The sequence below is a fragment of the Neobacillus sp. KR4-4 genome (genome assembly GCF_042136325.1).
GTDB lineage: Bacteria > Bacillota > Bacilli > Bacillales > Cytobacillaceae > Neobacillus.
Genome location: NZ_JBHHJU010000039.1, coordinates 18,536 through 44,610 on the forward strand (window position 1 = coordinate 18,536; position 26,075 = coordinate 44,610).

General features: G+C 39.4%; 31 protein-coding genes. 8 read left to right on the plus strand and 23 right to left on the minus strand.

Annotation, left to right across the window (positions count from 1 at the left end; translation table 11 throughout):
- Positions 1-21: 21 nt before the first annotated feature.
- The 8 genes from efeB to safA form a co-directional block, all read right to left on the minus strand.
- Positions 22-1,314: an iron uptake transporter deferrochelatase/peroxidase subunit gene (gene efeB, locus ACE198_RS25760; RefSeq protein WP_375377530.1), complete on the minus strand. Its 1,293-nt coding sequence runs from the start codon at positions 1,312-1,314 to the stop codon at positions 22-24.
- The gene (gene efeO, locus ACE198_RS25765; protein WP_375377531.1) at positions 1,315-2,166 is read right to left on the minus strand and encodes an iron uptake system protein EfeO; all 852 of its coding nucleotides are present in this window, start codon (positions 2,164-2,166) and stop codon (positions 1,315-1,317) included.
- Positions 2,167-2,308: 142 nt separating this feature from the next.
- Positions 2,309-2,941, minus strand: a complete 633-nt coding sequence (locus tag ACE198_RS25770) for a response regulator transcription factor (protein ID WP_098575711.1) — start codon at positions 2,939-2,941, stop codon at positions 2,309-2,311.
- On the minus strand, positions 2,934-3,989 hold the full coding sequence (locus tag ACE198_RS25775; protein ID WP_375377532.1) for a sensor histidine kinase: 1,056 nt from the start codon (positions 3,987-3,989) through the stop codon (positions 2,934-2,936). The genes ACE198_RS25770 and ACE198_RS25775 overlap by 8 nt, the downstream gene beginning before the upstream one ends.
- Positions 3,986-4,720 carry a cell wall-active antibiotics response protein LiaF gene (gene liaF / locus ACE198_RS25780; protein WP_098575713.1) on the minus strand — a complete coding sequence of 245 codons (735 nt, stop codon included), beginning with the start codon at positions 4,718-4,720 and terminating at the stop codon, positions 3,986-3,988. The genes ACE198_RS25775 and liaF overlap by 4 nt, the downstream gene beginning before the upstream one ends.
- Before the next feature lie 138 nt (positions 4,721-4,858).
- Positions 4,859-5,503 carry a PspA/IM30 family protein gene (locus ACE198_RS25785; RefSeq protein WP_375377533.1) on the minus strand — a complete coding sequence of 215 codons (645 nt, stop codon included), beginning with the start codon at positions 5,501-5,503 and terminating at the stop codon, positions 4,859-4,861.
- A 21-nt stretch (positions 5,504-5,524) separates the two neighbouring features.
- Complete coding sequence (locus ACE198_RS25790; protein WP_098575715.1) at positions 5,525-5,872, minus strand: lmo0954 family membrane protein; 348 nt, start codon at positions 5,870-5,872, stop codon at positions 5,525-5,527.
- A 150-nt stretch (positions 5,873-6,022) separates the two neighbouring features.
- Positions 6,023-6,637, minus strand: coding sequence for a SafA/ExsA family spore coat assembly protein (gene safA, locus ACE198_RS25795; protein WP_375377534.1), 615 nt, complete (start codon positions 6,635-6,637; stop codon positions 6,023-6,025).
- Between the two features lie 117 nt (positions 6,638-6,754).
- Between safA and ACE198_RS25800 the strand changes: the two genes are divergently transcribed.
- The 4 genes from ACE198_RS25800 (at position 6,755) to ACE198_RS25815 (ending at position 9,213) form a co-directional block, all read left to right on the plus strand.
- The gene (locus ACE198_RS25800) at positions 6,755-7,129 is read left to right on the plus strand and encodes a DUF1360 domain-containing protein (RefSeq protein ID WP_098575717.1); all 375 of its coding nucleotides are present in this window, start codon (positions 6,755-6,757) and stop codon (positions 7,127-7,129) included.
- A gap of 94 nt (positions 7,130-7,223) precedes the next feature.
- Positions 7,224-7,370 carry a hypothetical protein gene (locus ACE198_RS25805; protein ID WP_251459243.1) on the plus strand — a complete coding sequence of 49 codons (147 nt, stop codon included), beginning with the start codon at positions 7,224-7,226 and terminating at the stop codon, positions 7,368-7,370.
- A gap of 37 nt (positions 7,371-7,407) precedes the next feature.
- The gene (locus ACE198_RS25810) at positions 7,408-7,614 is read left to right on the plus strand and encodes a hypothetical protein (RefSeq protein ID WP_251459245.1); all 207 of its coding nucleotides are present in this window, start codon (positions 7,408-7,410) and stop codon (positions 7,612-7,614) included.
- Positions 7,615-7,683: 69 nt separating this feature from the next.
- The gene (locus tag ACE198_RS25815; protein WP_375377535.1) at positions 7,684-9,213 is read left to right on the plus strand and encodes an FAD-dependent oxidoreductase; all 1,530 of its coding nucleotides are present in this window, start codon (positions 7,684-7,686) and stop codon (positions 9,211-9,213) included.
- A 135-nt stretch (positions 9,214-9,348) separates the two neighbouring features.
- Here ACE198_RS25815 and ACE198_RS25820 read toward each other — a convergent pair whose 3' ends face one another.
- The 6 genes from ACE198_RS25820 to ACE198_RS25845 all read right to left on the minus strand — a co-directional run bounded on the left by ACE198_RS25820 (position 9,349) and on the right by ACE198_RS25845 (position 14,038).
- Positions 9,349-9,483 (minus strand): hypothetical protein, encoded by a 135-nt coding sequence (locus ACE198_RS25820; RefSeq protein ID WP_257148580.1) that lies wholly within the window; start codon positions 9,481-9,483, stop codon positions 9,349-9,351.
- A 55-nt stretch (positions 9,484-9,538) separates the two neighbouring features.
- Positions 9,539-11,008, minus strand: a complete 1,470-nt coding sequence (locus ACE198_RS25825; protein ID WP_375377536.1) for an amidase family protein — start codon at positions 11,006-11,008, stop codon at positions 9,539-9,541.
- A 108-nt stretch (positions 11,009-11,116) separates the two neighbouring features.
- A complete protein-coding gene (locus ACE198_RS25830; RefSeq protein WP_375377537.1) occupies positions 11,117-12,262 on the minus strand; it encodes a DEAD/DEAH box helicase in 1,146 nt (381 codons plus the stop codon).
- A gap of 105 nt (positions 12,263-12,367) precedes the next feature.
- Entirely contained in the window at positions 12,368-12,667 is a 300-nt protein-coding gene (locus ACE198_RS25835; protein ID WP_375377538.1) for a DUF5658 family protein, read from the minus strand.
- Between the two features lie 152 nt (positions 12,668-12,819).
- Entirely contained in the window at positions 12,820-13,668 is an 849-nt protein-coding gene (locus tag ACE198_RS25840; RefSeq protein WP_375377539.1) for an MBL fold metallo-hydrolase, read from the minus strand.
- A gap of 160 nt (positions 13,669-13,828) precedes the next feature.
- Positions 13,829-14,038, minus strand: a complete 210-nt coding sequence (locus ACE198_RS25845; RefSeq protein WP_098575723.1) for a hypothetical protein — start codon at positions 14,036-14,038, stop codon at positions 13,829-13,831.
- 164 nt (positions 14,039-14,202) lie between these two features.
- On the opposite strand from ACE198_RS25845, the gene ACE198_RS25850 reads away from it, so the two are divergent.
- On the plus strand, positions 14,203-14,907 hold the full coding sequence (locus ACE198_RS25850; protein WP_098575724.1) for a Crp/Fnr family transcriptional regulator: 705 nt from the start codon (positions 14,203-14,205) through the stop codon (positions 14,905-14,907).
- On the opposite strand, the gene ACE198_RS25855 is transcribed toward ACE198_RS25850, so the two are convergent.
- Complete coding sequence (locus tag ACE198_RS25855; protein ID WP_098575725.1) at positions 14,900-15,151, minus strand: amino acid decarboxylase; 252 nt, start codon at positions 15,149-15,151, stop codon at positions 14,900-14,902. The genes ACE198_RS25850 and ACE198_RS25855 overlap by 8 nt on opposite strands.
- A 281-nt stretch (positions 15,152-15,432) precedes the next feature.
- Here ACE198_RS25855 and ACE198_RS25860 point away from each other — a divergent pair, with 281 nt between their 5' ends.
- Positions 15,433-15,783, plus strand: a complete 351-nt coding sequence (locus ACE198_RS25860) for a hypothetical protein (protein WP_375377540.1) — start codon at positions 15,433-15,435, stop codon at positions 15,781-15,783.
- Positions 15,784-15,855: 72 nt separating this feature from the next.
- Here the strand turns inward: ACE198_RS25860 and kynB are convergent, their stop codons facing one another.
- The 4 genes from kynB to ACE198_RS25880 form a co-directional block, all read right to left on the minus strand.
- On the minus strand, positions 15,856-16,473 hold the full coding sequence (kynB, locus tag ACE198_RS25865; RefSeq protein ID WP_098575727.1) for an arylformamidase: 618 nt from the start codon (positions 16,471-16,473) through the stop codon (positions 15,856-15,858).
- A 111-nt stretch (positions 16,474-16,584) separates the two neighbouring features.
- Positions 16,585-18,564, minus strand: coding sequence for a WG repeat-containing protein (locus ACE198_RS25870; RefSeq protein ID WP_375377541.1), 1,980 nt, complete (start codon positions 18,562-18,564; stop codon positions 16,585-16,587).
- Positions 18,565-18,730: 166 nt separating this feature from the next.
- On the minus strand, positions 18,731-19,744 hold the full coding sequence (locus ACE198_RS25875; RefSeq protein ID WP_375377542.1) for a 4Fe-4S binding protein: 1,014 nt from the start codon (positions 19,742-19,744) through the stop codon (positions 18,731-18,733).
- Between the two features lie 187 nt (positions 19,745-19,931).
- The gene (locus ACE198_RS25880) at positions 19,932-20,918 is read right to left on the minus strand and encodes a Gfo/Idh/MocA family protein (RefSeq protein WP_375377543.1); all 987 of its coding nucleotides are present in this window, start codon (positions 20,916-20,918) and stop codon (positions 19,932-19,934) included.
- Between the two features lie 203 nt (positions 20,919-21,121).
- Here ACE198_RS25880 and ACE198_RS25885 point away from each other — a divergent pair, with 203 nt between their 5' ends.
- Both ACE198_RS25885 and ACE198_RS25890 read left to right on the plus strand, forming a co-directional pair.
- The gene (locus ACE198_RS25885; protein ID WP_375377544.1) at positions 21,122-22,777 is read left to right on the plus strand and encodes a glutamine--tRNA ligase/YqeY domain fusion protein; all 1,656 of its coding nucleotides are present in this window, start codon (positions 21,122-21,124) and stop codon (positions 22,775-22,777) included.
- Between the two features lie 16 nt (positions 22,778-22,793).
- Entirely contained in the window at positions 22,794-22,934 is a 141-nt protein-coding gene (locus ACE198_RS25890; RefSeq protein WP_375377545.1) for a hypothetical protein, read from the plus strand.
- Between the two features lie 50 nt (positions 22,935-22,984).
- Here ACE198_RS25890 and ACE198_RS25895 read toward each other — a convergent pair whose 3' ends face one another.
- From ACE198_RS25895 to ACE198_RS25910, 4 genes are read right to left on the minus strand one after another with little or no spacing between them, the layout of a single operon-like run.
- Positions 22,985-24,043: a PAS domain-containing sensor histidine kinase gene (locus tag ACE198_RS25895; RefSeq protein WP_375377546.1), complete on the minus strand. Its 1,059-nt coding sequence runs from the start codon at positions 24,041-24,043 to the stop codon at positions 22,985-22,987.
- A gap of 19 nt (positions 24,044-24,062) precedes the next feature.
- The gene (locus tag ACE198_RS25900) at positions 24,063-24,512 is read right to left on the minus strand and encodes a GAF domain-containing protein (protein ID WP_375377547.1); all 450 of its coding nucleotides are present in this window, start codon (positions 24,510-24,512) and stop codon (positions 24,063-24,065) included.
- A 14-nt stretch (positions 24,513-24,526) separates the two neighbouring features.
- The gene (locus ACE198_RS25905) at positions 24,527-25,180 is read right to left on the minus strand and encodes a response regulator (RefSeq protein WP_375377548.1); all 654 of its coding nucleotides are present in this window, start codon (positions 25,178-25,180) and stop codon (positions 24,527-24,529) included.
- Between the two features lie 13 nt (positions 25,181-25,193).
- Positions 25,194-25,856 carry a sensor histidine kinase gene (locus ACE198_RS25910; protein ID WP_375377549.1) on the minus strand — a complete coding sequence of 221 codons (663 nt, stop codon included), beginning with the start codon at positions 25,854-25,856 and terminating at the stop codon, positions 25,194-25,196.
- Positions 25,857-26,075 lie beyond the last annotated feature (219 nt).

Below are 26,075 nucleotides of genomic sequence, written 5' to 3' on the forward strand. Positions count from 1 at the left end.
TCCTCTATAATAGGAAAAACTCTAGTTAAAAAGTGTTTCACCTATAAAGCCACCTGATTTCGTTCCTGGTAAACAAGCAAAGATGGCACTTCCTCTATGGGAAATATATTCATTTAATTTATCCATCATGGCCAACCTATTTTGTATCGGAATAAATTGTTTACTAGGAGCACGTTGGAAACATAAGAACAACAAGCCTGCATCAAAACTGCCGGTCTTCAGGTCCATTCCATCTGAATAGGAATATGCCCTGCGCAGAATTTGCTGTGAACCATCCCCATGGGATATACGTGTATGCGAGTCCGCTGGGATACTATATTCACCTTTTTCATTTTTTTGCTTCAAATCAAGTTTTTCAAATTCAGTTTTTTGCCCAATTGGTGCACCATTTTCACGGTAGCGTCCAAAGGTATTCTCTTGATCTTTTAATGTGGTACGATCCCACACTTCAATAAACATTTGAATTCTTCGGACGACAAGATAACTTCCATTCGCCAACCAATTTGGGCCATCCCCAGGCTGAACCCAAACCTGTTGGTTCATCTGTTCTTCATTGTTTACATCAGGATTGGCTGTGCCATCTTTAAAGCCAAACAAGTTCCTTGGTGTTTCATTTTTTGGATCTGCTTGTTTCGTGCGTTGAAACCCTGTTTGCGCCCATCGTAAGATCGCCTTTCCTCTTGCAATTCGAATCAAATTCCTCACTGCGTGAAAGGCAACTTGCAAATCATCTGCACATGCTTGAATACACAGGTCCCCACCAGTCCATTCGTCTTCCAACGCATCAAGCGGAAATTTAGGCAGATCCACTAATTCTTTTGGCTGCTTATGTTTAAGGCCGAATCTGTCTTGATTGTCCTTTACAAACAAACTAGGACCAACTCCAAATGTAACAGTTAAATTAGAAGCAGATAACCCAGCAGCCTCCCCTGTATCTTTTGGCGGGAGAAACTCATTACTCGATAGATCTCCGACTGCTTTTCCTTCAGTTAATAGGGCAGCAGCCTTTGTCCAATCCTTGAATAATTGAACCAGCTCTTCTTTTTTCGAGGTGGTTACATCCAAGGAAACAAAATACACATGATTTTGGGTTTTAGTAGTGATTCCACTTTGATGTTTTCCATAAAAGGGAACGATATCGTGGGCTTCTTTAGTGGTAGCTTTGCTTTCCGAAATAGAAAGCAAACCTCCTAATCCAGATGCACCCAGTATCACTCCGACACCACCAACACCGGCCGTTTTAAGGATATTTCTTCGCGAAATCTTTTTTCCGATTACTGAAGATTCATCGATGATGTTTGTATTCTTTGCCAATTAAGACGCCTCCGTAACAAGTCCTATTTGTGAGAGTGGTTCTGCTAGTGCATCAATCGCCTGACTTAGTTCTTTTACTTGGTCCTTTGATAGTTCTGTGTAGAGTTTGTAGCCATCTCCCTTTTTGTGCTGGTTCAATAAACTGTACACATCATCAAACCGGGCTTGAATTTCTTTTGAAACGTCCGCATCTTTTTTCGTTAATTCTGGATTAAGCAATTGATAAATCTTTTCTGCTCCCTCCACATTGGCAGCAAAATCATATAAATCAGTATGGGAATAACGATCCTCTTCGCCTGTTACTTTTGAAGTGGATACCTCATTTAATAGGTCAACAGCGCCAGTTATCAATAATTCTGGTGTCACTTCAACGGTATCTACCTTGGCACGCAGGAGATTAACATCTTTCATTAACTGCTCCGCGTACTGCTCATATCCTTTAGTGGTTTTATCGATCCAAAGACCTTTTTCAATCCGGTGGTATCCGCCCCATTCCGCTTCAGGAACATCGCCTTCTCGTGCATCAATTTTCGGGTCAAGGTCACCGAACACTTCCGCAATTGGTTCAGCGCGCTCATAGTGCATCCGCGCTGGTCCATACAGAGCTTTCGCTTGTTCGATTTCTCCCTTTTTAACAGCGGCTGTAAAGGCATCTGTTGCCTTAACAAATTCTTCAATTTCCCCTATGGCATATGCCCTGTAATCATCAGTGACCCCAGAAAGCGAAGCCTCACTTGTAACAGCTTTTTCCTTTACCTTTTCTTTTGTTGAAGTTTCCTCTGTATTGTTTGAACATCCAAATAGAAGACTGCTAGATAAAATTAGGGTGCCTGACACTTTTAATAGTTTCATGTATGTAATCCTCCGGTATCTATAATAATGATAATCATTTTCATTTGCATTTATATCATAACAATAAATGAGAAACCTTTTCAATTAAATTTTTGCATTTTTATAAAAAAAAAGACCTTCCATTTCGGAAAGCCTTCGGGATTTATTTAATTAATGAATGCTTAAATGCATAGATGACTGCTTGCGTTCGGTCCTGTACGTTGAGCTTGCTCAAAATATTGCTGACATGGGTTTTGACAGTTTTGAGGGCAATAAACAATTCATCCGCAATATCTTGATTGGTTTTGCCTTCGGCCATTAATAATAATATTTCAATTTCACGAGAGGTAAGGTCTTCGTGTGGCAGATGAGTATTTTTTTGACGCATTTTCACCATCATTTTACCAGTAACTTCCGGCTCAAGGACCGATTGCCCGTGGTATGTAGCGCGGACTGCATTGGCTATTTCACCAGCTTTAGATGTCTTAAGCATATAGCTTGTGGCTCCAGCCTCTAGTGCAGGATATACTTTTTCATCATCCAAGAAACTGGTTACGATGATGATTTTTGCTTCAGGCCATTTTTCAATGATTCGCCTCGTTGCTTCAATCCCGTCCATTTCCTTCATAACTAAATCCATTAAGATAATATCAGGGCGAAGTTCGAGGGCAAGTTCTACACCTTTTGTTCCATCGTCCGCTTCTCCTACTACCTCAATATCTGGCTGTGCAGATAAATAAGAAGAAACCCCGATTCTTACCATCTCATGATCATCAACAAATACTACTCTAATCATTGGCACCATCTCCATTAATCATCACCGGAATCTTTACTTCCAGCCTTGTTCCTTGATTTTTTACACTAACTACTTTTAACGTACCGCCTACTTCAACAGCACGCTCATGCATATTTTGCATTCCATAGGAGCCTGCCTTCATCTCATTAACATCAAAACCAATTCCATCATCTACAATTCTTAGGATGACTAAATCATCCCTTTTAACCATTAGAACTTCGAGCGAGCTTGCTTTCGAATGTCTTAACGTATTTGATATAGATTCTTGCAGAATTCGGAAAAGATGATCTTCCACACCTTTATCCAAGGGAAAGGCCTCCGTTTTCCATTTAATATCCATTTCAACCTTTTGAGATAATTCGATTAACAGCTCTTCAATTCCTTCTTGGAGTGTTTTATTCTTCAAGGCAACAGGACGCAAATGTAAAAGAAGGGCCCGCATTTCTAACTGTGATTGGTGAATCATTTCCTCTACAATTTTCAATTGCTTTGCTTCACGGTCATTTTCTAGTGGTGATTGCTGCTTGGTTTCGTTGATGGCTGACATCATCATCGAAGCAGCAAATAATTGCTGACTGACAGAATCGTGAAGCTCACGGGCAAGACGGTTCCGTTCTTGTTCAATTATTTCTTGTATTCTTCCTTCTAAGTCCTCTACCTTCTCGGTGGCTAAGCGCTGAGAAAGTTTAGCCTGCTCTGACATCTGTTTACCGATTTTGTCTATTCGGTTGGCAATCAGTTGCATTTCCGAGATCACTGACTTCTCCTTCACTTCTATCTGTTTCCCTTCCTCTAATAAATGCAAGGAATGTTCAACCGAGAGAAACTGTTTTCTCCAATACATCCCAGAGAACGCACCTAAAAGTATTCCGACCGCAATACTAAAAGCAGGGATAAAGATAACAAAGGGAATATTCATGAACTGTTTACTCCACAATTCTGCCCAACTGCCCAATGGAAAAACAAAAATAAAAATGGCACCGATAATGATCGCAATAAAAAAGGAAAAGCCGACACTCCAGAAAATTTGGCGCTGGGTTGTGCTCATATCCGGCTCACCTCTAAATTTCCGGCAACGAGCGAGGTAAATATTTTTACTTTGTGCTCGGCTGCCTCATATCCAGGTGTCTTTACGTGTAAGACCCGATTGAAAAGTTTCGAGTCATGATGCTCGAAAACACTTGTTGAACCTACTATGCAGGAGTGATGGATACTTACTTCAATATCATAAGGAACAAGGATTTGAATATTCCCGACGAGATTTCGTATAAAGATAACGGTTTCCCCTTTTGGAAGCATCGTAAAACTAAGATCAATGATGGTATCGCCAATTCCTGCCTGGATGTTTACATCATTCCATTTATAAGCACCAGTAGGGGTCTTCTGTTGACCAAGAACAATATTTTCAAATAATGGCTCTGTTTTAATCAGAGTTTCTTGTTCCGTGGTTTCTTCCTCCTGGATGATTTCCGGTGTAATCTTTTTAGGATGTTTTTTTGAATTAATAAACTGAATTAAAAAATGAAGTAATATGGCAAGCAAAAAGAACCTAAACGTTATCATGTGAAAGATACTAATTACAAAAAAGATAATTCCGCCGATAAAAAGAAACTTTCCTCTTTTTTTCCCAGCACGCTTGCGGCCGAGAAAAATCATGCCGCCAGATATGATAAGGGAAAAAATAAGCCCGCTGTTGAAAAATAATATTTCCATGACTAGAATGATTGCACCAATGATGAACATCCAGCCTAAATAATCATTTTTGGTATTTTTAAACATGGCCCACCCTCCCTTATAAATATCTAGCTCATCATTTAATTTAATGTATGGACAAAAGGCGCAGAAAGCCTACGCCTTTTATCCTTGCGCCCATGTGCAGCGCGCCTCCGCTTTTCTTTTAGCATACCATATTTGTAATTAAATGGACTTGCTTTCTTCTAATTTCATTTCTTTTTCTAACTGAGCGATCCGAGCATCAAAGGTATTACGATAAAACGAACTATTCACTTGATGTTCCAAACGGTCAAGATAGTTCTCAATCTCTTTAAACTTTGAATAGGATTTATCTGAATAAGTATTTGCATCAAGCACTTGGTTGATTTGGTGGTTCGCACGTGTCACATTTTCACGGCCCATTAATTCCATCCTTCTTAGGTGCATATCCTTGATTTTGTGCTTCATTTCTTCATATTTTCTTTCTAAGTCTACTAGTTGCCCTTTTACTTGTTCAAGCGATACACTTAATCGTGTTGCACGGTCCGCATATTGCTCAAACTCTGAAGAGGCAAACTGATAAAGCTCTGTTTCCCCAGCCTTAGAAGCTACATCCGCCTGGTATTTTCTTTTTTCAGCTAACTGGGCTGCCTGCTGGTATTCTCTCGTAAATTCATCCTTCAATGTATATTGACGTTCTAACAACTTTCTAACTTTCTCCGTTTCTTGTTCACATTGTCGCAGGTATTGATTCAATAATGCAATCGGATTTTTTTTATCTTTTTGATCAAGTGCCTCGTGTAAATCTGCTGTAATCGTATTTTTAATTCTTGTAAATAAGTTTGTCATTTGTATTCTCTCCTTTTAATCTTAATAATTTTTCAGTTCATTCCATTGTTTTTCAAAATTAACAAATGGGTCAGACTCTTCCTTCACGGCAGTTTCCTTATTTTGGTTCCATTTTTTATAAACAAGGTATAATACATAAGCTGCAGCCACTCCTATGAGGGCTGGGGCATTATGAATAGAGGCCAATAGAACGATGAGGCCGATCATGCCAAGCCCGATTTTTCCACCTGTAGATTTTGCTTTTAAGAACTGTTTGAATATGAAGTAGAGGAGTACCAAGCTTACGAGTAACCCCAGCATTGGACCAATGGTTGAAAGCAAGATCACTGCTGAAATTCCACCTGCTAACAATAAACCAAATTTTTTCATTTTATTTTTCTCCTTTCTTTATCTTGATATCATCTTACCTCTTTTCATTGTTTGTCATAATTGCGCCTTAGCTTGATTTTTATCTCGGTCCTAAGACGTAGAAAGGGTCAGTCCTTAAGCGAAATGCTTAAGATACTGACCCTTTTAAGCTTATTTAGAGATAAACATCTGAACCCAATAGTGTCTTGAAGAGCCGCCTTGAGCGTAGCCAACTCCAATATAGGTTGATTTCGTACTTAATATATTGGCTCTATGACCAGAGCTGTTCATCCATGCTTGGACAACTGATGCAGGTGTTGTTTGCCCTGCTGCAATGTTTTCAGCAGCTGAACGATAGGAAATTCCAAAGTTTTTCATCATATCAAATGGACTGCCATATGTTGGACTGGTATGACTGAAATAGTTCTTATCTCTCATATCATTGGCTTTGTAGCGAGCCACCCTTGACAGTTCCCAATCTGGGGTTAACGCTTTTAATCCATTTTTCGAACGTTCCTGATTGGTTAACTGTATGACCTGACTCTCAATGTTTTTGACTGCATCGAAATTTGGAATGGTCACCTTTTGACCTGGATAGATTAAATTTGGATTTGTAAATTGTCGATTCGCTGAAATAATCTCGGAAATTCCAACTTGATATCTTACAGCAATCTTCCAAAGTGTGTCTCCCGGCTGAACGGTGTATATTTGCTGGGCAAACGACACACTTGGAAGACAAAATAGCGATAATAAAAACAGTAAACTAAACCAAAAAGATTTTTTCATTTTTTCGCCTCCTCCGAATATATAATCTTGATTTCAAGCTCAAAATATACAATGGATTAAAAAATTTTATTAACATTGATTCATTTAAAATTTGGTCTACATTATGGAGGATTAAAAGTGAAGGAAATTTCATGGATGACATATATCATGTTAATTTTAGCTAGTTATCGTTTAACCCATTTAATTGTCTTTGATAAGATTACCGAATTTATCCGTAAACCTTTTGTTAAAAAAATCAAGGTGGAAACAGATGCCGGTGTAGAAACAAAGGAAGTTCCGACATCGATGTTCGGTTATTTATTGAAATGTTATTGGTGTGCAGGTGTTTGGAGTGCCATTTTACTTGGGGGAGCCTATTTACTCTTTCCCCGGATTACCTTTGTGGTCATCTTAATTTTATCGATTGCCGGCGGCCAGTCGATTATTGAAACCTTTGTCGGTGTAAATATCAAAAAAGTGGACTATTATGCTTCACTTAAGAAAAAAGACTAAGTGAAATTCGTTGGAAAAATCCTCCCCCCTTTTGCATATATTTTTAGAAAAGCTTAAGACAATCATCTCTTTCGCTTTTCAAAGGGGGAATACAATGGCAGCAATTTGGTGGGTCACAACGATTGGTTTATTTATATTACTTGGTTGTATAGGAGGTACATTCTTCTACTTCCTTAGAAGTTCATTAAATACCGAAGACTCTACCCGAATTGATCCATTGGAATTTGACAAAGAGGAATAGGAACCCTGCATACGCTGGGTTCTTTTTATGTAAGTCTGTGTTAAAGGATAATGTTAATTTTGGCACACTGTTGATTGGAGTGGAGGGCGCGAAGACTCCTGCGGGAGTACGGGGCTGGGGAGACCCCGCAGGTGCTGAAAGCGCCGAGGAGGCTCCCCGCAACGCCCGCGGAAAGCGAAGCGCCTGGAACGGAAATCAACAGACAAGTTTAACACAGCCTTATTTTAAGAAAATCTTTCCTTGATTACATGTATTTTAACTCCTTTGGGAAAATTAATTATGATGTCATTTTTTAGGCTGGAGGAGTATATATATGAGTTCATCTGAAAAAATTCCACAATTCCCAAAAACGTATTGGCGTGAAATAGAATTACCAACTTTTAAGAATTTAACTGAAGATATATCTGCCGATGTGGCCATTGTTGGAGCGGGGATTACAGGGATTACAGCTGCTTATTTACTTGCAAAGGAAGGCGTCAAGGTCGCATTATTAGAGGCCGGCAGTGTTTTGAATGGTACAACTGGTCATACAACTGCAAAGATTACCGCCCAACATGATTTAATTTATGACGAATTTATTAACCATTTCGGAGAAGAAAAGGCCAGGCTATATTTCGAATCACATATGAACGCTATAAAATTTGTTGAAAATAATGTAAACGAAAAAGGAATTGATTGTGATTTTAGCAAACAAGATGCTTATATTTATGCAGTCACCGATGAATATAAAGAAAAGCTGGTCACGGAGTGGGAAGCATATAGACGCCTTGGTATTGATGGAGCATTAAAAGATACGATTCCATTCAATATCGAAGTAAAAGCAGCCTTGATGATGCAAAATCAGGCCCAGTTTCATCCGCTAAAATATTTAAAAGTCCTCTTGGATGAAGCCGTGAAAGCCGGATGTATGGTGTTTGAAAATACAACCGCTACTGACATTGAAGATGATGAACAACAGTCAAGGGTTGTTACCAAATCTGGTTTCAGGGTAAATTGCATTAAAGTGATTATTGCCTCTCATTTCCCATTTTACGATTTGCCAGGTCTTTATTTTGCACGAATGTATGCCGACCGGTCTTATGCGATTGGAATTAAAACCGACAAAGAATATCCTGGCGGCATGTATATTAGCGCGGACAGTCCAACCCGTTCGATTCGGTATACACCAGTTAATGGAGAAAACCTCATTATTATTGGCGGTGAAAACCATAAAACCGGCCAAGGTATTGATACGATTGCTCATTTTGAAAATCTTGAAGCATTTGCAGAAGAGGTTTTTGGAATTAAGGAATATGATTACCGCTGGTCTGCACAGGATTTAGTTACATTGGACAAGCTTCCATATATTGGTCCGATAACTTCTGAGCGTGAGCATATTTTAGTGGCAACTGGTTTTAAAAAATGGGGGATGACAACAGGAACCATGGCTGGCCGTTTATTAGCTGATTATGTGTTAAACAACGAGAATCCGTACAAAGAGCTTTATTCACCGTCCCGATTCCATGCTGACCCGGATTTAAAAAGTATTGCCACCACTAATATCGACGTTGCCAAACATCTAATTAAGGGCAAGCTTGAAATTGTTCCAGGAGATCCGGACGATCTGTCGGATGGCGAAGGTTCTGTTGTGATGTATAACGGAAAAAGAGCGGGTGCCTATAAGGACGAAAAAGGTAAACTTTATATTGTTGATACTACCTGCACCCATCTTGGCTGTGAATGTGAATGGAACCATGCGGAAAAAACATGGGATTGTCCTTGTCACGGTTCACGGTATGCATATTCAGGCGACGTGATCGAGGGACCTGCGAAAAAAGCACTAAAATTACTTGCTGAAGAGTGAGTTTATCTAAGAAAGCACAAGCCCCTGTACAGTGGCGTATGACCTGGAGCTAGATCTTAATCTAAGTTCAAAAACTTACACTTTCTTATCAAACAAAAAAGCGCCTCTCTTCTCATGTGAAGGAGGCGCCGTTTATTACTTACTATTTGGACGATTGTGTTTTACTTCTTCACCAGTTGTGAATTCAACCAGCTCTTCACTATCTCTCATTTGCTTTTTGCGATTATTATTTCGTTGTGCATTTTGATTACCTAGCTTCTGTCTTCCCATACTACCAGCTCCTTTTTGAGAAATACATTGATAGTATGAGTGAAACTAAATAGTCTTATTCTTTTTCAAGGATCGGCGCTTTTCTAAATTTAGCCATTTGTTCAAATGCATAAGCGACTTCGATTAAAAGAGGCTCACTGTAGGCCGTTCCTGCAAATGTAATCCCGACTGGCTCCCCTTCTGCTGTATAACCAGCTGGAACAGCAATGGATGGATAACCCGCTTTTGCACTAATATGAGAGCCTTCTTCACTTGGGAAAACAATCACATCAAGGTTGGATGTTTCTAAGGCAAAATCAATTCCCTGGTTTTTCGAATGATAAAGGTCAAACTCCAATGCGTTAACATAAGCAGCTTCTGTTAACGAGCCGCTTGTTTCTTCAGACTCGATCAGGACTGCCTGACCGTATTTGAGCATTTTCTCCTCATTGTTCTTATTAAAATCAATAAGGTCTGTTATATTTCTAATAGGTATCAATGGATGGAGGCTGTTTAAATACGCATTAAGATCTGGTTTAAATTCATAGGTTAAAACATCATACTTCCAAGCGGCTTTGGCAGATGGAATTTCAATGTTATCAATCACGATAGCACCAGTGGTTTTTAATTTATCAACCGCTGCAAGAATCACCTTTTGTTTTTCTTCACTTAATAACTCAATAAAGCCTTCTAGGGCTATGCCTATTCTTTTCCCGCTTAGTCCATGCGTCAATAGATGTTTGGAAAAGTCTTTTTGAGCAAATGGATTTGTTGTGGTAATGGGATCTTTCTTATCGCTTCCACATAGTGCCGTTAGAAGAATTGCAGCATCTTCCACTGTTCTAGCCATTGGACCAGCTGTGTCCTGGGAGTGTGCAATTGGAATAATCCCTCGTCTGCTGATAAGACCCACTGTCGGCTTGATTCCTACCAAGGAATTTTGACAAGCAGGATTTAAGATGGATCCAGATGTTTCCGTTCCAACCGCTACTGTGGCAAAGTTAGCGGCAACGGCTGCTCCTGAACCTGAGCTAGAACCACCTACATCAAACTTGCTTGGTCCATATGGATTTAAAACCTGTCCGCCTCGTGAACTATACCCGCTTTTCATCCCGATTGCCATGAAATTTGCCCATTCAGTCATATTTGTCTTACCAAGAATGACTGCTCCAGCTCTGCGTAATTGTTCTGTCACAAATGAATCATGGAGGGCAATTGAATCTTTTAAGGCAAGAGACCCCGCGCTTGTATGCATTTTATCGTGAGTATCAATGTTATCTTTTAGTAAGATCGGAATTCCATGCAATGGACTGCGAGGTCCTTTTTCGTTTCGTTCGCTATCGAGCGCTTCAGCTATCTGCAATGCATCAGGATTCACTTCAAGGATGGAATGCAAATGTTTGTCATACTTAGCGATTCTATCTAGATACATCAAGACAAGCTCTTTCGATGTAAGCTCCCCTTGCGCAAATTTTTCTTGGATCTGTGTGATAGTTGCTTCTTCAAGCCACTCTTCAGCCATTTTTTTTAATTTCGGATTTTCCATGGGTTGTTCTCCTCCGTTTCTTCTTCTTAACTATTCAAGCAATAGAATTGAAAGTCCTTTCTTATAAAAAAATGACAGTGGATTTTACTCCACTGTCATTGCCGACTATCATCTTCTTAGTTTGTGTTCCCTTTGTCCCTCTTCAGCGATAAGTCCTTTGTAAAAAACTCTCTTATTAACCGGGACCTTTAATTCACGGCAATACTGTTTCAATTCTCGTTCTTCCCTCTCGGTAACAAGCGAGATAACAATCCCATTCGCACCCATTCTGCCTGTTCGTCCCGCTCGGTGCACATACTGTGAGATATCCTTTGGAGAATCGATATTAACCACGTGAGTAACTCCTTGGATATCAAGTCCTCTTGCCGCTACATCCGTTGCAATCAACATGCTCATTTTTCCATCACGGAAAGACTTTAATGCAGCTTGTCGTTCGAGCTTCTTCATGTCGCTATGCAAGATTCCAATGGATAGCTCTTTAAAATGTAATTTTTCTTTAAATACTTCAATTTCGCCAATATCATTAATAAAAGCAAGCGATTTACTATTTTCTAAACGTGTGATTTTTTCAAGAAGCTTAATCTTGTCTCTTGGCTCACAGGAAAAATAAATATGCTCCACTTCCCCAGAAGACGCAAGTTCATCCTTTTCAATGCGAAGAACTTCTGGGTCCTTCGTCATTTCTTTGGCTAATTTCTCTGTCGCCGGTTTCATTGTTGCTGAAAACAAGACCACTTGGCGGTCGCTCATAGTTGATCTCACAATATTTTGAACAGTACTAAGATGTTCGTGAATGAGTAATTGATCTCCTTCATCGAGAACGATTATTTTTACTTCATGCATTTTCACTTTTTTCTGTTTGATTAGTTCTAGTAAACGGCCAGGTGTAGCAAATATGATATGAGGGCGTTTCTTTAATTTCTCAAGCTGCCGTTTCATATTGGCTCCGCCAATGATGGAAGTGCCTCTGATTCCACTGCCTTCAGACCACTTTTGAAATTCTTGATAAACCTGCATCACCAACTCTTGTGAAGAAGCTAATACAATAGCTTGGAGGGATTGTAGACTAGGGTCCATTTTATGTAATAATGGCAGAAGATAAGCAAGCGTCTTACCAGTACCGGTCGGTGACTCGGCAATTAAATCCTTGCCTTCGAGAATCATCGGAATGGCCGCTTCTTGAATGGAAGTCGGCTGTTGAAATCCTGACTTTTCCCATGCTGCCTGCAAGTATGGTTTTAAATTATTTAACATAGTGTACTCCTTTATATAAAATCATTTTTCTTATTATTTGTCTTTACATATCGTATTGATACTAACGTAATAATCTCGGAGTGTCTAGTTAGGAATAGTGTAGAGTCATGATACAGAATTAAAATAAAGGGCAACCCAAACCATATGATAAATCAGTACTGAGAAGTAAAGAACGCAAGTAGAAACCAAGAGCGTCCGAATCCAGCCTTTTAATGGGCGCAGGTAAAACAACCCAAGCAAGGTTAGGGGCAAAAAGATTTTAATAATGTAGAAATAAGACCAGCTTTTTTCAATGACCAGTTTCATCATCGGGTTCCCTTCAGAAACGATACCTGAGGCAATCCCAACATGTGTCAGAACAGCATCCAATAGACCCGCAATTAGCAGGAAAATACAGAGTTTCATTATTACCACCTCATAAATTGTTCGATTAGTTTCCATTATTTTTGTAGTATCTATGCTGAAATCTATGAATTCTTTCATTCGTTCTCAAAGGAGAACATTATGCTCAAATAAAAGAGCTGCATGCGTTGGCAGCTCAAGTTTTTTCAGGATATTTAATTCACATATCTTCCACTCTTAGGACGGCCAATCTCATCAAAATGCTCCACTAAATACCAAAGGCTTTCTGCTAGTTCTTCACCGCCCATTGGAAGCCCATGACCGGTCACCACTACTTGAGGCTTGAGTGCCTCTAGCTTCTTCACGGATTCAAATGCCGCTTCCCAGTCAGTTGTGTAATATTTAGGCGGCCCGCTAATCTCCTGTGTTTGCGTCATTACTTTATAGAGTGATTCTTGTTTTACGGTCACAAACGCATCACCGGCAATGAGCACCCGATCATGTTCACGGAATAAACTGATATGTCCTGGTGTATGACCTGGTGTATGTACCCATTTCCAATTTGGCATATTTGGAATAGTCCCATCGGCAGGTAGGACATGAACATAGTCACTTATATTAATTCCATGGTTTGGGAACATCGGTGACAATTTTGCAACAAGTCCACTATCAACATTTGGGTCACCAGGTGGGTAGTCACATTGGCCAGTTAAAAAGGGAAGTTCTAGTTCATGAGCATAAACCGGAATCTTCCACTCTTCCAACAATTCAGCCACTGATCCGACATGATCAAAATGTCCATGTGTTAAAACGATCGCTTTTGGAATGGCCCGCTCACCAAAATGTTCTTGTATCATTTCCATTATTTTTTCTGCGGACTTAGGCATACCTGTATCAATGAGCACAAATTCCCCCGATTTATTCGGATCTCCAACAAGTACGAGGTTCACGATTTTGTCGGTATAACAATATACATCGGGTAAAACAGCCATCCCCACGCCATTGCCAACCGAGGTCATTGGAAGAAAAGTTTCTTCAAACTTACTATCCTGATTATGCTCCAAAAAAATCCCTCCCATTTTTGTTTATTATTTAACCTGGAAGAGAAAATTATTACCGTCGCTTATTCGAGTTCAGTCGTAACACATACAACATTATAACGAACTTTATGTTCTTAATAAAGATGTAATGTTCAAAAAAAAAACTGCCCACTATGAGCAGCCATTAATCAAATATTCGCAATGCCATTTTATAAAGATTCCGATTTATTTCCTCGGAGTGTATAAAGCTTTCATTAAAGTTTATTTGAATCTTCCCACTACCTGTTAGGATTTTAACTTTTTCAATTCCATATGTTCTTTGCATTTCTCTTTTAATTTTTCCGATACATCCTGAGCAGGCAACTTCATTTAATGCTAATTCCATGATACTCACTTAAATAGCACCCCTTCACTGCTTGTTATACTTTGATTGTAATGCGAATCGTTCTAGTTAACATTGATTTATATCAAGAAAAACAGAATTGATGTAAATCACTACAAAGAAGGTTCAAAGAAGATACTATAAAGTTATAAGAACTGCGGAGGAGTGACTTAAGAATGTGCTGTGACCATTGCTGCTCTCATGAATCATCATGCATTACATCCGTACCAGTTTTTAAAGGGATGAATGAAGAGGATCTTCAACAGCTACAAAAGGTAACCAGAAGCAAACGTTTTAGTAAGGGAGAATATATTTTTCGAGATGGCGAACGTTCGGAGACATTATTCGTGGTGAATGAAGGACTGATCAAGTTAACAAAAATGTCCCCAGAGGGGAAAGAACAAATTATCAGATTGCTGTTCCCAGGGGATTTCTTCGGCTTATTTTCATTATTAAGAAATGAAAATCATTATTTGAATGCAGAAACCGTGGGGACCTCAACGGTTATTTGTTATATCGAGAAAAAGGATTTTCTTAACACGATGGAAGGGAACGCAGGGTTATCCTACCGGTTCTTACTAACTGTCAACGACCGGCTATTCGAATCTGATGAGTCAGTTGGTTTTCTAAGTTTTATGGAAGTAGAACAACGCCTGGCAAGAGCACTCATTCTATTCCATGATAAAATGAATGCAAAAAATGGAACTTTTACCTTGCCAATTACTAAAAAGGATTTAGCCAGCTATATTGGAACAACCCCAGAATCGGTAAGCCGGAAGCTGGTTTCGTTCATGTCGCAGAAACTTATTAGCATGGACGGGCGCCGACAAATACAGATTCTAGAGTTGGATCAACTAAAACAAGTATCAGGTATTAGTTAATTTCATCAAGCTTGATGGCCATTAGTCTAAAATGCATAGGCTCTACTTCATTAACAATTACATTCATGCCTAACGATTGTAAACTGGCGATTAGAGGCTCCCCTCGATGTGGCAAGTGAATTTCAAAAATGGTACCGACTGGTGCTTCTCTAACAAAATTCAATATTTCGCGGCGTGGATGTTCGCCCTTTGCAATACGTTCCCGAATATCCATTACTGCTTTCTTATCAACGATTTCAAACATAATTCTCGCTCCCCTTTGTTAAGAGTATAAGTTTATGCTTCAGTTTATCACCCTTCTCTTCATTTGAAATTGATTTATATCAAGTTTGGATTTGGAAGATTTCCGATGAGAAATAGCCCCCCGTGCACTGAGATTCCTATGTTTGGGAAGAATTTTTGTTAATTTTAAGAGGATTTAAATTTCGAAAGCTTTGTGAACTTTGCGGAAAAAGTGATATTTCCTGCAACTAACGATGATAGAATAAACAACAGAAAGATTACAATATAGCGGAGTTGAATATGATGTTTAATAAGATTGCTCTTATCACATCACTGTTGTTTTTTCTAGTAGGAACGATTGTCTTTGCCGATTCTCGAATAGAAGTTTCTTCTCCTCAAAATAATTCAGTAGTTAGCCAAACAGCTCAAATGGCTGCGTTAACCTCAGATAATAATAAAATTGTTTCAGCCAATAAAAGCACCGCAACAGAAAATGAACAGGCCAAATTGGCTCAAAAACAATTGGCGCCTGCCCAGCCAACATTAAAAAGTTATGTTGTTCCAGGTTTGGTGGGGTTACTTATTATCATTGGCTTTGGAGGTTATTGGTTAATTTATCGCCAAAAATATACAAGTCAGACAAAGGAACAGTGACTTTTCCTTAGTAAGATAAAAAAGCGTGAGTCCAATGGATTCACGCTTTTTGGTGCCTGACACCAAATTCTTCTACTTTCTCAGGACTGCTCGAACCGGACTTCCGTCTCCTTCTGATAGTGGTAATGGAAGGGCAATCAGTTCGTAATCTCCAGGTTCGATTTCATCAAGCATCAGTGACTCTAGGATGTGAATACCATGCTCATTCAAGCTATGATGGGCAGGCAGTTCTTTACTGTCAATTGGATCGACAGATGGGATATCCAAGCCAATCAGTTGAACTCCCTTACTTCCTAAAAAAGGAGCTAAGTTTGGCTCAATATGTGGAATCTTTTCAGGGAAAACATCAGAGTTTTCCCAGGAAAGGGTTCGGAATAGCACCCGTTTGCATCCATCAAGATTAATCTTTTCTAAATCAGCTGCACCAATGCTTTCCTTACCTTGCATATCAATAACTCTCGCCGGACCAATGTATAGGTCGAGGTTCAACTCGATGATTCGTTTTCCTTTGTTATCAAAATGAAAGGGAGCGTCCACATGTGTTCCTGTATGGGTGCTCAATTCAAGTTTACCCACATTAACGGATCCACTTTCCTCCATTGGCCATGCGACCTCGTAATGAAAGGCCGTATCCCCTGGCCAAACAGGCATCCCATTTATTAATTTTCTAGAAATATCATAAATCTTCATAGCCATGCACTCCTTCGATAATAATTTATCACTTACCACCATTATTTCATATTTCTATGTAGTTTTTCATTAGTTTACATAAACAAAAGACAGGATTAATTCCTGCCTTCCTTAGTGAAACGATTTCCAAAATTCGCTGTTCCTATTAATAAGCTCTTTTATGTCATCAAAAGGAATGATAAAGGTAGGGAAACCGGCTGCAAATGCTGCAATTTCATAGGGTTGAAAGTAGATATTCAGACCAGCCTCACTGATAAAAAATGGTTGATCTGCCTTTATCCCATGGTAATCATCAGGAAATAAGTAAGATGAGTATTGGTTATTACCTTTTATTTGTTCAAGAATCAGATTGCTAATTACTTTTACATAAGGGCTGTCAGGCTTAAAAAGGTCTTTCAATTGGTACATCGACCCAGTTTTTAGGTTAATATGAGCGTATTTTTGCACCGGCATTCCGTGCGCCGCACAAAACGGGTAGTCGTAGCCCACAATGTTGATGACCAGCAAATTTTCCCTAAAATAAGGAATTTCATAATTACCCGTATAGTTCGATTCCAGTTGAGTGTGTGCTGGTACGGGTTTTACGCCCGCTATCTCCTTTAAAGTTCGATTTACACTTTCTGGATTTTTCATCCCTGCAATTTGTGGATAATAGACTAAATAATCCTTATTAGGTTTATATTTATGCTCCACCACCGAATATTGGTTATTTAGCGGGAGAATAGTGGCTTGCTTCCAGAGTAACTCTCCCATTTGATTAAAATAGATAAGATGGTCGTCAATATGACCCTTAATTAGTGTTTTCTCAAAACTAAGCCAGCCTGAGCCACTAACCATTGGCAGATGTTCCTTTCGCCTTCCATGTTTATCAATAAAATAAGTATGCTGATCATCTGTGACAGACGCAAGACCATCCTCAAATTTCGTAATCACTGTAAAATGAAATCCTGTGAGGATATGACCATCCGAATCAGCTAAGGCATAGATGGATCGCATACAAGGCTGTTTCGGGTCAATCTCCTTTCCTATAGCAAAGCGACCTTCACCTAAATCTAAGATTTGATTAAAGTTTGGCTTAATTACAAAATGACCTTGCCGATCAATAACGCCAAAGTTTTCTCTATTATTCTCTGACAAACTGACAATCGCCCGGCCTTCATTAAATGACTCTCCATTCGAAAATAGCGGCTCTATGATTGTTTTCCCCAGTTCATTAATATAACCCAACTTCCCGTCGTTCCTCTTCCGAAATGCAAGCAATCCTTGACCGTAATTAGCGACGTAAGCATAAGGATACGATTGTAAAACCTTTCCGGTAAGATCAATAAGTTGAAACCTACCTTCCTTAGTTTTAACAATTGCTTTCCCCTGTTCAAAATCACTTGCCGTTTTATAAATTAATGGAATTACTTCTTTCCCTCTTTTATTGAGATACCCATATAAATACTCCCCATTCGCATCTATTTCAACAGCACGAACGCGTCCCTCTTTATACTCTCCAACAATGATAGAATACGCCTTTTCCGTGATTTCCTTGCCATTCTCATTAATTACCTTGAATCCCTGGGCATCATTGACAACGGCCCGGCCTTCAGAAAAAGGGGTTATTGTATCGTATTTCGGCCGCACGATATAATAACCGCTAGAATTTATGACACCTGATTTGTCCATTAAACCAACAATGGCCAAACCATTCTCCTGGAAATCCTCTGCATGATCGTAGTTTGCCGGAAGAACCCATTTACCTTTTGTATCCATATAGCCCCAACTGTTTCCGCCAATTTCCTTCCTCACAACAGGAAAAAGGTAAACCGCCCTTGACTCTCTGGAAATGGACAGCATTCGGATGACTTCTTGCTTCACCTCAGAGGGAAGCGGATAATAATATTTAAATTGACCAAAGTACTGCTTAAGAACAAATAAATAGGGCTGTCGGTTAAGACGGTATACCCCAAAGATTTCCTGGATTCCATCACCATCGATATCCATAGATTGAAGGATTGCTTGTTGATTTCGGTATTCCAGCTCTGCTCCCATTGGGAGATATGGCAATACCCAAGTTATTAATTCTCTGCTATTACCAACCATCATAACTCACCCATTTTAGTTTTTTATATTTATATGATGAAAAGTGGGCTATGTGTTAACACTCGAAACGAAAAACACCACTATTGCGGATAACCCAAATAGCAGTGTTTTTATAGTTTTATATATTACAACTGTTCATTAATCTTATATTTTTTGCTTCTGCTCTTCTTTATTTTATATTTTCTACTTCCGGGATAAGCTGTTTCCATTCCTCATAGGAAATGATGGTATCCCAGTGGCCGGTTATTTTTGCAATCGTAATAACCACGAAGAACAGCACGAAGAAGGTAACTGGAACAAACCATTTATTTACCTTTTTCCGAGCTACCGTCATGTTTAGCGTGTCTTTCACGGGACATGCCTCTACACAGGACAGACAGGCTGAACAATTAAGGGAATTTACTGTCTCAACTTTATGTACCTTTAATCTTTGCGGACAAACCTTTGTGCACATTTCGCAGTTTGTACACGTATTTTCATTTCTCTCAATCTTTGTAATTCTAAAGATACTGCCTAGTCCGATCAGTGCACCATATGGACACAAGAAGCGGCACCAAAAGTTTCTAAAGAATAAGGACAGGATAAAGATGACAATGATAAACTTCAAGGCAAAGCCGCCAAGATTGATAAATAAAAGGAGCATTTTTACATCGGATACTTTATTATACGGTTCCTCGAGAAAACTTTTCGCCGTAAACACGGGCATTTGTACAACCATAAGAACAAAAAATAACATCAATAAGTATTTTATTGGTGTTAAAATCCAGGTCGACCATCGCGGAATTTCAAAATTCCTCTTAAAAATTTTCCTGCCCAGCCACCCAATCAACTCACTAACTGTTCCAACAGGACAAATCCAACTGCAGAATGATTTACGTAAAATAATTCCTGCACCTACAAAAAATGCAAGCAAAACGAGGCCGGCCGGATGAATGACATCAAATTCGCCACTTGTAAGCCATACTTTTAAGGCGACCAAACCGCTGATTGGCAAAAAACCTTCAACAGCAGAGGGACGGTCAACAAAAGGGGATTTTCCGAGTGTTTCAAAATGCAAATAGAATTGATAAAACTGCAGACCAACATATAGTAAAAACAACAAAAACAAACCCTGAACAGTATATCTTGTAATTTGGACAGGTTTACGTTTCAACTGTTTCTGGTACCAAGCTTTTGATTTCATAAGGTTTCCTCCCATCTTACTCCCTCAACTATAATGAACTTACAAAACACGGCATGTGATAAAAGTCATTGAGAATATTGAATTCATAAAGAATTCACATACCCCTTCATAAAATGTTAAATAAGCTTTTTTTGGGAAGATAACCTCATGAAATAAAGCCAGGAGAACGTATCCTCCTGGCCTTGTTTTATTTTTCTGCTGCAAATAAGATCTTATTCTGTTTCCTAGCTTCTTCGGTAATTTGGAGTACGATTTCACTCCAATTTTTTAACCGCAAATATTCTTGATCATTTTTCGTCTCAATAATCTTAGCAATGTTTTCACATTCATATACCATATTTTCTTCTTCTTGGGTGACGCTAATGGTTTCTCTCTCTTTTCCTCGGTTGTCCACGAAGGTAATAGTTGAAATCGGGGCTGCATCTTCAAGGAAAAATGTTCCACCTTCCCCGTGAATTTCACACGGTAATTCGGAATGAGAAATTTTTGAACAAAGGATCGTACAAATAAAATCATCATACGTTAACACCAAGGTTCCACTTCCATCCACACCGCTCCGAAGAACCACTGGATGATAGTTGACCTGCTTAGGAGCACCAAACAATCCGACTGCTAAATAGAGCGGATAGACACCTAAATCAACAAGCGCGCCACCAGAATATTGAGCCGAGAAAATATTGGGCTCCTCCCCTTTTAAAAATAAATCATAGCGAGAGGAATATTGGATATAAGGCAATATGGTACTACGAAGCTTCCCAGCCCGTTGGAGGTTGTCTTTTAGTATTTTAAAATTGGGGGTATGGATATTACGAATCGCTTCAAACAGATATACGCCATTTTCCTCAGCTGTCTGATAGGCTGTATGTAATTCCGCACTCGTTGAGAAAATCGGTTTTTCACAGATAACATGTTTCTTATTTTTCAAAAATGTAAGTGTTTGTTCAAAATGGACAGAATTCGGTGATGCAATATATACCGCTTGTATTTCTGAACTCTTTGCCATCTCCTCAATGTCAGTGTAAAAATATGGAGCGTTATATGTATCGGCTAATTGTTTCGCTTTATCCTCTGTTCTGGAATAGACACTTGTTAATTGCAATTGACCGCTGAGCTCTGCAGCTTTGATAAAGGATTCAGTGATCCATCCTGTTCCGACTGTTCCAAAGTTAATCAATTTGTAGTTCCCCTTCCTTTATATTACTTCAAGAAACTATTGTAGTCTTTTTCATACACACTTGCCAATTCCAGAATGCTTAAAAAATAAATAAATTTTCCATTTCCCGAGTGTTTTATACATGAATTGTTGGGAACAATGGAAAAATATCTGTATTTATGTTATTTATAATGTAGAGTTAAGAATGAAAGAGGTTGAAAAGGGTGGACAATAACACATCTAATTTTATTAAGGATATTATGATTAAAGATCTTGAATCTGGAAAGCACAATAAAATCGTCACTCGATTCCCGCCAGAGCCTAACGGTTATTTACATATTGGACATGCAAAATCGATTGTCATCAACTTCGGCTTAGCCGACGAGTTTAACGGGCTGACCAATTTACGCTTTGACGATACCAATCCGTTAAAAGAAGATATCGAATATGTAAACTCAATCAAAGAAGATGTAAAGTGGTTAGGCTTTGAATGGGATAACTTATTATTTGCTTCCAATTACTTTGAGGAAATGTATAAACGTGCGGTGCTATTGATTAATAAAGGATTAGCCTATGTTGATGACTTATCAGCTGACGAAATCCGCCAGTACCGTGGGACACTAACGGAACCTGGAAAGGATAGCCCTTACCGGACCCGTTCGATTGAAGAGAACCTTGAGTTATTTGAAAAGATGCGGGAAGGTGTCTATGAAAACGGCCAAAAGGTCCTTCGAGCGAAAATTGATATGTCATCACCGAATATAAACTTACGTGACCCTGTTATCTACCGGATTGCCCATGCATCCCATCATAATACCGGTGACAAATGGTGCATATATCCGATGTATGCTTTTGCTCATCCGCTTGAGGATGCAATTGAAGGAGTAACCCATTCCATTTGTACGATAGAATTTGAAGACCAACGTCCCCTCTATAATTGGGTTGTCGAACATTGTGAAATGGAGAGCACTCCACAGCAAATAGAATTTGGCCGCCTAAATGTAACGAATACGGTCATGAGTAAACGGAAGCTGAAGCAATTAGTAGATGAAGGATTTGTGGATGGCTGGGATGATCCTCGTATGCCAACCATTTCCGGGATGAGAAGAAAAGGATTCACGCCAGAATCGATTGTTTCGTTTGTCCGAGAAACTGGCATTCACAAAGGTTCTGGAGCAGTTGATTCACAAATGCTTGAACACTTCGTCCGTGAGGATTTAAAATTAAAAGCACCACGAACAATGGGTGTCATCGATCCCTTAAAGGTTGTTATTACGAATTATCCAGAAGGGCAAATTGAATTGCTAGATGCTGAAATCAATCCTGAGAATCCAGAAATGGGCACGAGAAAAATTCCATTCTCGCGGGAAATTTATATTGAACAAGACGACTTTATGGAAGAGCCGCCTAAAAAGTATTTCCGTCTGTTCCCCGGTAATGAGGTCCGTCTCAAAAATGCCTATTTCATTAAATGTGAAGAAGTGATAAAAGATTCAACCGGTAAAGTAGTTGAACTGCACTGTACTTACGACCCAGAGACGAAAAGCGGCACAGGGTTTACAGGTAGAAAAGTGAAGGGAACAATCCATTGGGTGGAAGCAGCCCATGCCGTTCCTGCTGAATTCCGTCTTTATGAACCACTGATTTTGGACGAGACAGACGATAACAGCGGTACAGAAAAGACATTCTTGGACAATGTTAATCCAAATTCAATTCAGGTGTTACAAGGCTTTGTCGAGCCTAACATGAAGGAAAGCAGACCGCAGGAGAAATTCCAATTCTTTAGACATGGATACTTTAACGTCGACCCTAAACATACCACAGTCGAAAAGCTCGTATTTAATCGAATTGTTTCTCTGAAAAGTTCATTTAAAATTTAGGCTGTGTTAAAGGTTAATGTTGATTGGAGTGGAAGGCACGAAGACTCCTGCGGGAGTACGGGGCAGGGGAGACCCCGCAGGAGCAAAGCGACGAGGAGGCTCCCCGGCACGCCCGCGGAAAGCGAAGTGCCTGGAACGGAAATCAACAGAAGTTTAACCAAAATTTTAAAAGAAAGAACCAGGCGCATTACGTCGCCTGGTTCTTTGCTATTCCACAATAGAACTCGGTACTTCTAAAATCAGTTTAGTCCCCTTCCCAGGTGAAGAGCTGATTAATAACTCTCCGCCCACCGAACGTGCTCGCTCATCCATACTAAACAAACCAACACCAAAGGTTTGATTCTTCACATCAAATCCCTTTCCTTTATCCTCAATCATCACTCGAATAACATCCTCTATTTCTCTAACTGAAACCGTCGCTTCATTAACTTCTGCATATTTCCGTATATTCGTGAGTGCTTCCTGAATTATCCGGTAAATTGTTAGTTCAATGCTGATGTCCAAGCGCCGATTTAACACGCATTCAAAAAAGACATCAATATTGTAATGGTCAGAGTAACGGGATAGAAACGAACGAATAGCTGGCACTAATCCTAAATCATCAAGTACGGAGGGCCGAAGTTCCCATGAGATCTCGCGGATTTCTTCAATCAATTCGGTTGCCTCGGTTTGCATCTGCTGCAGTAGAGGATGGTCCATTTCGGCTAAGAGACGATTAATCGTAATCAAATGACTATAGAGGTTTTGTCCAATCCCATCGTGTAAATTACGTGACAAGCGTTTTCGTTCCTCTTCTTGAACATTAATGATAGTAGTCATCATTTTTTGAAGCTCTCGTTCGACTCGCTTTCGCTCGGTAATTTCATAACGAATCGCTAAGTATTGATACGGTTTTCCCTTTTCATTTAAAAAAGGAACAATCGTTGTATCCATCCAATAAAGGGTCCCATCTTTTGCCCTATTGCAGATTTCCCCCTTCCAAACCTCACCGGAACCGATTGTTTTCCACATTTTCCGAAAAAATTCTTTTGAATGGTACTGGGAGTTGATAATTCGATGATCTTGCCCTAGGAGTTCCTCTCTGGAGTATTTCGAAATATGGCAAAATTGATCATTCACATATGTAATCGCGCCCCGAGAATCGGTGATGGCTACAATTGAAGATTCATCAAGCGCAAACTTTATATCTACTAATTCCTGCATTGACTTTTTTAATTCTAACTCAAGATTCGCGAATTTTGCAGGCTGGTCCATTTCCTTGTCCATTAGCTCCTCCCTGAATCTATCAAAGTATCTGTTCCGTCAATATTTTTTCTAAGTCTTTAGCAGCTTTCATTACATACTGCTGATCCTTTTCTGTGTACGCTTTGATTTTCCGATTACCAATAAGTAATACCCCTTTAGGTACACTATGAAAAAATAAAGGGACAGCATATGTCGAAACAAGTTTTTCAGCAAGCATAATTGGATGATCCGTAACTTTTCCGATAATTCCGTTTGGAAAATCAGTGAGCATCATTGGACTTCCACTTGAGATTATTTTTCCTGCGATGCCTTTTCCGAAACGGACAGTTATTCTTTTGTATTTGTCATTTAAATTACCAGCAGCATAATGCCACTTAACATCCGGGCCCAATTCATTTTGCAGAGCCAAGGCAACAAATTCGCAATCAACTACTGTCAATAGACTGTCGCAAACCTCCATTACTACAGGGCATTCCTTAATCTCTTTCATCTAAGAATTTCTCCTTAAATACCATAACCCAATAACCCTTTTCTTACGGCATATTCCACCAACTCAGGTCTGGTTTTCATCTGTAGTTTCTCCATCAACTTACCTTTATGGGTTTCGACGGTTTTAACACTAAGGACTAGTTGTTCAGCAATTTCCTTATTGGAATACCCTTTAGCAATAAGTGTCAGCACTTCTTTTTCCCGATCAGATAAAAGATTGTACGTATCATTCCCGTCTTGTTTTACGCTGCTCAAATATTCTTCCATCAATCGCTTCTGTGCAGAGGGATGTAAATAGGCATCTCCTACCGCCACTGATTCGATCGCTGACATTAATTCAGCATGTGGGGCACTTTTTAAGATACAGCCAGATGCTCCCCCTTGAATGGCACGAAAAAGGTACTCCTCATCATCATGCATCGTTAGGATTAAGATATTCACTTGAGGCATTAACTTTTTCAATTCCACTGTAGCGGATAGACCGTCTTTTCCATGCGGCATGCTTAGATCCATAACCACAACATCAGGTTTTAACTTTAACGCTTGTTTAATTCCTTCATTTCCTTCCGATGCTTCACCAATTACCTCCATTTCTGGATTTGTGTTTAACAGCATTTTAAGTCCCATTCTAACCACTGCATGGTCATCGACCAAAAGGATTTTTATCACTCTTAACTCTCCTTTAATCCCGGTTTAACGGAAGAGATATTTCTATGGAAGTTCCTTCCCCTATTTTAGAGGAAATCTTGCACTGACCGCCAGTCAGAAGCATTCGTTCTTTCATTGCGGCAAGCCCTGATAGTGGATTAAGGTTATTGTATTCCTCTGGTTGAAATCCTTTGCCAAAATCATAAATGGTAATGGTCAATTCTTCCTCCGTCCAATTAAAATGAATAGAGATGTTGGAAGTATCCGCATACTTGGCAATATTGGCAAGTGCCTCCTGGCAGACACGAAATACGGTAATACTATGTTTTTCAGGTATCCATTTTTCGTCACCCGTTGTTTCTAAATCTACCAGGATTCCAAACGTTGATGTATATAAGTTAATATAACTCCTCATGGCTGGAAGTAAACCAAGGGTTGTCAGTGTAGGCGGATGTAATTCAACAGATAGGAGCCTAATTTCTTGAATGGTCTTTTCAATCAACTCCGACATTTCGCGAACATAATGTTTCATGTGTGGTTCTTTAGCGCCTGATTCAATAAACTGTAAGCCTGTTAATATACTATAAAGATTTTGTCCGACACCTTCATGAAGTTCTAGGGCAATCCGTTTGATCTCTTCTTCTTGGGAATGAATTATATAAGAGCTAATCTGCTGTTTTGAATTTAATTCATCCATATTGCCCCTCCAATATTTTATTAATTTATATAAAGGCTCTGTAAACCTGGCCTGTTGATCTCCGCTCCAGGCGCGTGCGGTTCGCGGGCGGTCCGGGGAGCCTCCTGATATGAACGAAACTGTCAAGGCTCCCTACTTAAACTCGGTTTTGGTTTATTTTTGACCAACTCTAAGAAGAGAAGCTATTTTCGCTTCTTCGCTTACTTGGTTAGATAGGTA

Coding starts and splice junctions, on each gene's coding strand:
- efeO (WP_375377531.1), bottom strand. CDS start 2,166: ATGAAACTATTAAAAGTGTCAGGCACCCTAATTTTATCTAGCAGTCTT.
- ACE198_RS25770 (WP_098575711.1), bottom strand. CDS start 2,941: ATGATTAGAGTAGTATTTGTTGATGATCATGAGATGGTAAGAATCGGG.
- ACE198_RS25775 (WP_375377532.1), bottom strand. CDS start 3,989: ATGAGCACAACCCAGCGCCAAATTTTCTGGAGTGTCGGCTTTTCCTTT.
- liaF (WP_098575713.1), bottom strand. CDS start 4,720: ATGTTTAAAAATACCAAAAATGATTATTTAGGCTGGATGTTCATCATT.
- ACE198_RS25785 (WP_375377533.1), bottom strand. CDS start 5,503: ATGACAAACTTATTTACAAGAATTAAAAATACGATTACAGCAGATTTA.
- ACE198_RS25790 (WP_098575715.1), bottom strand. CDS start 5,872: ATGAAAAAATTTGGTTTATTGTTAGCAGGTGGAATTTCAGCAGTGATC.
- safA (WP_375377534.1), bottom strand. CDS start 6,637: ATGAAAAAATCTTTTTGGTTTAGTTTACTGTTTTTATTATCGCTATTT.
- ACE198_RS25805 (WP_251459243.1), top strand. CDS start 7,224: ATGGCAGCAATTTGGTGGGTCACAACGATTGGTTTATTTATATTACTT.
- ACE198_RS25815 (WP_375377535.1), top strand. CDS start 7,684: ATGAGTTCATCTGAAAAAATTCCACAATTCCCAAAAACGTATTGGCGT.
- ACE198_RS25820 (WP_257148580.1), bottom strand. CDS start 9,483: ATGGGAAGACAGAAGCTAGGTAATCAAAATGCACAACGAAATAATAAT.
- ACE198_RS25825 (WP_375377536.1), bottom strand. CDS start 11,008: ATGGAAAATCCGAAATTAAAAAAAATGGCTGAAGAGTGGCTTGAAGAA.
- ACE198_RS25830 (WP_375377537.1), bottom strand. CDS start 12,262: ATGTTAAATAATTTAAAACCATACTTGCAGGCAGCATGGGAAAAGTCA.
- ACE198_RS25835 (WP_375377538.1), bottom strand. CDS start 12,667: ATGAAACTCTGTATTTTCCTGCTAATTGCGGGTCTATTGGATGCTGTT.
- ACE198_RS25850 (WP_098575724.1), top strand. CDS start 14,203: ATGTGCTGTGACCATTGCTGCTCTCATGAATCATCATGCATTACATCC.
- ACE198_RS25855 (WP_098575725.1), bottom strand. CDS start 15,151: ATGTTTGAAATCGTTGATAAGAAAGCAGTAATGGATATTCGGGAACGT.
- ACE198_RS25860 (WP_375377540.1), top strand. CDS start 15,433: ATGTTTAATAAGATTGCTCTTATCACATCACTGTTGTTTTTTCTAGTA.
- kynB (WP_098575727.1), bottom strand. CDS start 16,473: ATGAAGATTTATGATATTTCTAGAAAATTAATAAATGGGATGCCTGTT.
- ACE198_RS25870 (WP_375377541.1), bottom strand. CDS start 18,564: ATGATGGTTGGTAATAGCAGAGAATTAATAACTTGGGTATTGCCATAT.
- ACE198_RS25875 (WP_375377542.1), bottom strand. CDS start 19,744: ATGAAATCAAAAGCTTGGTACCAGAAACAGTTGAAACGTAAACCTGTC.
- ACE198_RS25890 (WP_375377545.1), top strand. CDS start 22,794: ATGTTGATTGGAGTGGAAGGCACGAAGACTCCTGCGGGAGTACGGGGC.
- ACE198_RS25895 (WP_375377546.1), bottom strand. CDS start 24,043: ATGGACAAGGAAATGGACCAGCCTGCAAAATTCGCGAATCTTGAGTTA.
- ACE198_RS25900 (WP_375377547.1), bottom strand. CDS start 24,512: ATGAAAGAGATTAAGGAATGCCCTGTAGTAATGGAGGTTTGCGACAGT.
- ACE198_RS25910 (WP_375377549.1), bottom strand. CDS start 25,856: ATGGATGAATTAAATTCAAAACAGCAGATTAGCTCTTATATAATTCAT.